The following is a 6,929-nucleotide window of genomic DNA, read 5'->3' as shown; positions in this document are numbered from 1 at the left end:
AAAAGAGTCTTCATAACCCCTGAGAAGGTTTCCTGTAATTGCCTCCAAACTAATTGTTCAATCTGTTTTAAATTGGGATATATTGTGCTATTCTTTTGCATGAGGGCTTCCTCCTTTGGATTGGGTTGGTCGACTATGATTCTACCAAGGAGTAGCCCTCTTTTTCATGTATTTAGCTTAGAACACTACCGCGCTTTCGCTTGGTGGCCCCTTCATTTGGTGAGGGATCTGACAATCCCTCACCAAATGAAGGGGTTAAATTTTGCCCACATTAATTTTACTCATACATACCGCTTTCTTTATACGAGCGTTTTTTGCTTTGCTTCCTTGACCATTTCGACAAAATAAGCAGTAAAGCGATGATCTTCCGTTAATTCCGGATGAAACGAGCAGCCAAGAAACTGCCCATCGCGTGCGGCGACAATGCGGCCTTCATGTTTGGCGAGTATTTCAACATTTTCGCCAGCCTCAACAATGTGCGGTGCGCGGATAAACACAGCCGGAAAACTGGTCGCGACATTTCGGATTGCGAGGTCGGCCTCGAAGCTATCCACCTGCCGGCCAAAGGAATTGCGTTCAACCGTAACGTCCATCACGCCAATATGCGGTTCATTGTAGCCAACGAGATTTTTTGCCAAAAGAATCAGACCGGCACAAGTTCCAAACATTGGCTTACCATCTGCAGCAAATTTTTTTAATGAATCCATAAAGTCATACTTATCAATTAAACGACGCATCGTCGTGCTCTCTCCACCAGGAAGAATCAGACCGTCAATCTCGTTCAACTCTTCTTTATGTTTAATTGCAATGGCTTCCACACCACATGCTTCTAATGATTGAATGTGTTCGCGAACAGCCCCTTGCAATGCAAGAACGCCAATTTTTACCATATAAATACCCCTTTTTTAAAAAACAGAACTTTTTTATCAAAAGTCCTGTTTTGCAAATTTAACGTATTAATATTTTTCTAGTGTCTAGCTCCAGCGCCTACCCCCTCGAGGTCACAAGCCAATCTGTCAAGAAGGTTAAAGAACAACCTTCATGCCAGCTCGTCTTATGCTTGTCGGGGGTAATCAAGGCGCTTCCGCTTTTCATATTACCAGCCGCGGTCTTGCATCCGTTCTGCCGGTGCTAATGATGAAATTTCAATACCTTTCATCGGTGTTCCTAAATTTTTGGAAAGCTCGGCAATCAATTTATAATCTTGATAATGGGTCGTTGCCTCGACAATGGCCTTTGCAAAAAGTGCAGGATTTTCTGATTTAAAAATACCAGAGCCGACAAATACCCCATCAGCCCCCAACTGCATCATTAATGCGGCGTCAGCTGGGGTTGCCACACCACCGGCAGCAAAATTCACCACTGGAAGGCGGCCAAGACGTTTGATTTCAAGCAGGATTTCATATGGTGCTCCTAGATTCTTTGCTTCCGTCATCAGTTCATCCTCGCTCATGGATACAACCTTACGGACTTGTGCATTTACCTTGCGGATATGGCGAACAGCCTCAACAATATTTCCAGTTCCAGGCTCACCCTTCGTACGAAGCATTGATGCTCCTTCACCGATTCTGCGGGCCGCTTCACCCAGATCACGGCAGCCACAAACAAACGGAACGGTATATTCCTTTTTATTTAAATGGAACTCCTCATCAGCAGGAGTTAATACTTCACTTTCATCAATATAGTCAACGCCCATAGCCTCCAAAACGCGAGCTTCAACAATGTGGCCAATTCTTGCCTTTGCCATGACAGGAATCGAAACAGCATTCATGACCTCTTCTACAATTCTAGGATCAGCCATTCTGGCCACACCACCAGCCGCCCGAATGTCGGAAGGGACCCGTTCAAGAGCCATTACCGCTACTGCACCGGCCTCCTCGGCAATTTTCGCCTGCTCGGCATTGACGACATCCATAATGACACCGCCCTTTTGCATTTCAGCCATGCCACGTTTTACGCGATCCGTACCTGTTAACATTTGTTAAAAATCCTCCTCTTGTTTGCAATATTAAGAAAAATTTTTTCATAGTTTTATATTTTTCCTATGTAGATAACTAGAATAATTTTTTTCCATAACCACATTAAAGCAACAAAAAAGGATTCCTGTCAAGAAGGAATCCTTTCTTTAGCTAATAGGGAAGTATAAATTTTTCCAAATTTTACACTTTCCCTTATCGTATAATTCAACTACACCTCATGAACTATCCTTAAGAACTNACCAGCCTTTTACTGTCGAAGAAATGCTGCTCCATACATCGCCAAAGAAACCGCCAATTCCTCTCATCATTAACACAAACCAGTTGGCTTTTTCAACATCTTGGGCCGCAACTACAGCTACCTTCAACTTATTCTGATCATCAGTAGTTAAAAATTTCATTTTGTCGCCATTCTTTGGTTTAACCGTTAAATAGCCGACAGTTTCACCTTTTTTAATTGGCGCCGTTAATTCACCATCTTTATTAATTTTCTTTTTATCCAGTACTAACACTGGTTGATAATTTTTGTTCTCGCCATTTTCAATCACCATATCAATGGCTGATTTCGTATAAATTTTAACCTGGTCGTCTTTCCCCTTAATAACCGGAATGGTTTTATGACCTTTGACCTGATAGTGTTTTGGCACAATTTCTTCTTTGGTTGTATTGGTGAAAGCATAATCAAACATTTTCCTTGTTTCATCAAAGCGGGCTTTATAACCGCCTTTACCGTTGGCGCCTACAGCATTTTGCACAACCGTAATAAATCTTTTTCCATCACGGCTTGCTGTTCCAGTGAAGCAATAGCCGGCAAAATCAGTTGTGCCTGTTTTGAGACCGTCCACGCCTTGATAGCCGTATACTAAAGATGGCAGCATCCAGTTCCAGTTTTTCATCACAATACGGTCATCTGTACCTTCACGGAAGACTTTCATTGGAGTGCTGGCTGTTTTTAACACATCCGGGTAGTCATTTATCAGATGAAAGGCCAAGGTCGCCACATCATGCGATGACATCACGTTTTCGTCATCGGATGATCCAGCCGGCTGCTGACCATGATAATCTTGATTATTCAAACCAGTGGAGTTAACAAATTTTGTATGGGTTAATCCTAACTTTTTCGCCTTTTCATTCATCATTTTAATAAAATTCGCTTCTGACCCGCCGATAATTTCAGCCAACGCAATGGTGGCACCATTAGCCGAATAAATCGCCATCGCTTCATATAATTCTCGTACTTTATATTTTCCATCCTTGCGTAATGGGACATTCGATAAATCTCTTGGCTGTGACATTTTATAAACGAGATCACTGACAGAATACTCTTGATCCCACTTTACTTTCCCTTGTTTTACGGCATCAAGCAAGAGATACTCCGTCATCATTTTCGTCATGCTGGCAATTCCCAGTGGACTATCTGCATTTTTTTCGTATAAAATCTTACCTGTCTCAGCATCTACCAAAATAGCTCCATCGGCATTTACATTTAAAGCCGCTTGTGCATTGGCCTGCTTTGGAGCAGCAAAAAGGCTGAATGACAATGCAACTGCCAACGTGCCGGCAGCCAACTTTTGAAAAACTTGTTTTTTCACAATTACGCCCTCCAACGATTTAGTACACTTTGGTTATTTTATCACAACTCCAAAGTAAATCATAGGCAGAGTATAGGACGAAGTTATTTCCAATTTCATTTTAGGACGATTGTCATAAATGACAACTCGCCGACTGGCAAGTCTGAAAGGGCGAAGACAGAGCCTAGTTCACCCGAAAGTACTACTTTTGGGCTGCGATGACGATGCTTAGGAAACTTTCCCTTATACACTTATGCTTTCTTAGTAGGAACAGAAGCGCAAGCGCCCTGGTCAGCGGCGTATGGCCTCCTCGAAAAAGCTATCGCTTTTCCTTCGTGCGATGCAAATGCTGTCGAAGCCTTCCTTGTGGAGCGCTCCAACTGAGATAAAGGAAACACGAAGAGCCAAGTAACTACCTGAAAATGCTTCCTAGGCTTTGCGACGAGCTGAACATCAGCTTCGTTGAATAAGCTTTGGCGCAGAAGCAGGAGGCGATTCGATGTTGACTTATCGTAGGGCGGAGAGCGAAGGATACTAGCCGCTAGGGCGCTGGAGCTGGACAAGTCTAACCCGGTAGAAAGTTATCCACAGTGTCCTCCTTTTATAATTTCCTAAACGACTAAAAAAGAGAAGCCAAAGCTTCCCTTTTTACATCGAATAATTTGGTGCCTCTTTTGTAATTTGGACATCATGCGGATGGCTTTCTCTTAAACCGGCCCCCGTCATTCGGATAAATTGTGATTTTGTTCTCAATTCTTCCAGGTCTTTCGTCCCGCAATAGCCCATGCCAGCCCGCAGCCCGCCAATTAATTGGTAAATTGTATCGGCTAAAGGACCTTTATATGGCAGGCGGCCCTCAATTCCTTCTGGAACAAATTTTTTCGCATCCTCTTGGAAATAGCGGTCTTTTGAACCCTTTTCCATTGCTGCAACAGAACCCATGCCACGGTAAACTTTAAAGCGGCGGCCTTGGAAAATTTCTGTCTCGCCCGGGCTCTCTGAAACACCTGCCAATAGACTGCCAAGCATAACCGCATGTCCTCCGGCCGCAAGCGCCTTGACAATGTCTCCAGAATATTTAATACCGCCATCAGCAATAATGGTTTTACCATAATTCATCGCAACAGTAGCACAATCATAGACGGCTGTAATTTGCGGTACACCTACGCCGGCAATAACCCTTGTCGTACAAATCGAACCCGGTCCAATTCCGACCTTCACTACGTCCGCTCCTGCCTCAATTAAAGCCTTCGTTCCTTCTCCGGTCGCTACATTTCCGGCAATAATAGTTAATTCTGGATAAGAATTTCGAATTTGCCGAACGGTATCAAGCACACCTTTTGAATGGCCATGTGCTGTATCGACAACAATCGCGTCAGCATTTGCCTTAACAAGTGCTTCGACTCGCCTCATTGTATCCTTCGTAACACCAACGGCAGCGGCCGCAAGCAAGCGGCCTTGGCGATCCTTGGCCGAGTTTGGAAACTCGATTACTTTTTCAATATCTTTAATTGTGATTAACCCTTTTAATACTCCGTCATCATCGACAAGCGGCAGTTTTTCAATCTTATGCTTCTGGAGGATTTTTTCCGCTTCAGCCAAAGTAGTCCCAACAGGAGCCGTAATCAAATTTTCCTTCGTCATCACATCGGAAATTTTAAAGGAGTAATCTTGAATAAAGCGAAGATCGCGATTGGTAATAATCCCGACGAGCTTTTGTTCCTCCTCATTATTGACAATCGGAACGCCGGAAATGCGGTATTTTCCCATTAAATGTTCGGCATCATACACTTGGCGGTCAGGGGTCAGGAAAAATGGATCAGTGATCACACCACTTTCAGAGCGCTTTACCTTTTCGACCATTTCGGCTTGCTGCTCAATTGACATGTTTTTATGAATGACACCCAAACCACCTTGCCGCGCCATGGCAATCGCCATTTCCGACTCTGTTACCGTATCCATCCCAGCACTAATAATTGGGATATTTAGCTTTACATTTGGCGATAACTCAATTTGTAAATTTACATCTCTTGGAAGAACCTCAGAAGCCCCCGGAACCAACAACACATCATCAAACGTTAATCCTTCTTTTGCAAACTTATTTTCCCACATTTTCCATGCCTCCAGGACAAAAATATTATTTGTAGGTTATCAATTGGACAAAATACTGTCAAGGGAGATGCGCTAAGTTAGATTATTCTGAAAAAGGTGGTAAATTTGAACAACTTTCATAATGGCTGGAAAGCCTTCTCTTGTTTTTTTTCTGCAGAATACTGCCAAAACTTCTTAAAGACGTGTTATTTAAAAAATAATATTGCCAACCCAGACGCAAAAAGCTATGAAAATTGTTATTCATTCCTTTATTATTTGGAACATGGACAAATATATTATCAGCAAGCGGAAAAATCTCCTCTTATTATAAAACCAATCCTCCTTTTTTATGGCTTGGTTCATTTGGTTAAAGCATGCATTTTAACCATTGATCCTGCTTATCCAGAGTCAACTGCCGTCTTGGCCCACGGGGTATCAACACGAAAACGAAAAAAACAAAACTACCTCTTTTTTCAGGACGAAGTAAAGATACAAAAGAATGGACTTTTTCCCTATATGTCCGAAAAAATGTTCCATATGAAACATTTAGAAGGCGAGAAAATCGTCATGGAAGATTTATTACAGCTAATCCCAGAACTGAATGACTTATTTCTTTTCCACGAAAACAAAAGAACCTTTGAGAGAATACATAAGGATGGGGACCAATTTATCATTTCGGAGTCCGTCTTGGATTTCTATCATATGACACGGAATCGCTTTAAAGAATTTTTAACCGTAAAAATGGGGCGTAATATCGAATTTTTTGAAGAGGGGATTCGCTTTAAACTACAACATGGGGTTTCAAATGCAATACTACTAAAATTTAATCTAGATGGAGGATGTTGGGCCTTTCCGTTACAAAAGAATCAACTTTTTCATTTTCCGGAACTGCTGATTCACTATTTATTACTATACAATTTAAGTATGATCGCCCGTTATGAAACAGAGTGGTGGAGTGAATTAACTAAAATGATGCCGAACCGTGATTACCCATTTATTGAGTCTTTTCTGCAGATTACACAAAAAAAAGGGCCGTTTTTAATTTATCAGTATTTAACTCAATCACAAGCTAAAAGCTCAATTTAAAACCTCTCTTTCAGCTTCTAGCAGTTTATAGATTGATCCTTGAATTATTTCCCGGGCAAACAAAAAAGACAACCTTCTCAGATTGTCTTTTTTGTTTGCCCGGCAGCGTCCTACTCTCACAGGGGCGCGTGCCCCAACTACCATCGGCGCTGAGAAGCTTAACTTCCGTGTTCGGTATGGGAACGGGTGTGACCTTCTCGCCATC

General features: G+C 42.3%; 5 protein-coding genes and 1 rRNA gene. 1 reads left to right on the top strand and 5 read right to left on the bottom strand.

The features are described 5' to 3' along the window. Nucleotides 1-299 precede the first annotated feature (299 nt). From pdxT to guaB, 4 genes are all read right to left on the bottom strand, one after another. Nucleotides 300-890, bottom strand: a complete 591-nt coding sequence (pdxT, locus tag JK635_RS17745; protein ID WP_202655281.1) for a pyridoxal 5'-phosphate synthase glutaminase subunit PdxT — start codon at nucleotides 888-890, stop codon at nucleotides 300-302. Nucleotides 891-1,096: 206 nt separating this feature from the next. Continuing rightward, on the bottom strand, nucleotides 1,097-1,978 hold the full coding sequence (pdxS, locus tag JK635_RS17740) for a pyridoxal 5'-phosphate synthase lyase subunit PdxS (protein ID WP_202655280.1): 882 nt from the start codon (nucleotides 1,976-1,978) through the stop codon (nucleotides 1,097-1,099). A 216-nt stretch (nucleotides 1,979-2,194) separates the two neighbouring features. Next, nucleotides 2,195-3,568 (bottom strand): D-alanyl-D-alanine carboxypeptidase family protein, encoded by a 1,374-nt coding sequence (locus JK635_RS17735; RefSeq protein ID WP_202655279.1) that lies wholly within the window; start codon nucleotides 3,566-3,568, stop codon nucleotides 2,195-2,197. A gap of 627 nt (nucleotides 3,569-4,195) precedes the next feature. Then, nucleotides 4,196-5,659: an IMP dehydrogenase gene (gene guaB / locus JK635_RS17730; RefSeq protein ID WP_202655278.1), complete on the bottom strand. Its 1,464-nt coding sequence runs from the start codon at nucleotides 5,657-5,659 to the stop codon at nucleotides 4,196-4,198. 105 nt (nucleotides 5,660-5,764) lie between these two features. Here guaB and JK635_RS17725 point away from each other — a divergent pair, with 105 nt between their 5' ends. Then, nucleotides 5,765-6,724, top strand: coding sequence for a YaaC family protein (locus tag JK635_RS17725; protein WP_202655277.1), 960 nt, complete (start codon nucleotides 5,765-5,767; stop codon nucleotides 6,722-6,724). Between the two features lie 97 nt (nucleotides 6,725-6,821). Here JK635_RS17725 and rrf read toward each other — a convergent pair. Continuing rightward, nucleotides 6,822-6,929: ribosomal RNA gene (gene rrf, locus JK635_RS17720) — 5S ribosomal RNA — on the bottom strand; the annotation flags it as partial.

Source organism: Neobacillus paridis (assembly GCF_016765675.1).
GTDB lineage: Bacteria > Bacillota > Bacilli > Bacillales > Cytobacillaceae > Neobacillus > Neobacillus paridis.
This window is presented reverse-complemented; position numbering and strand designations above follow the sequence as displayed.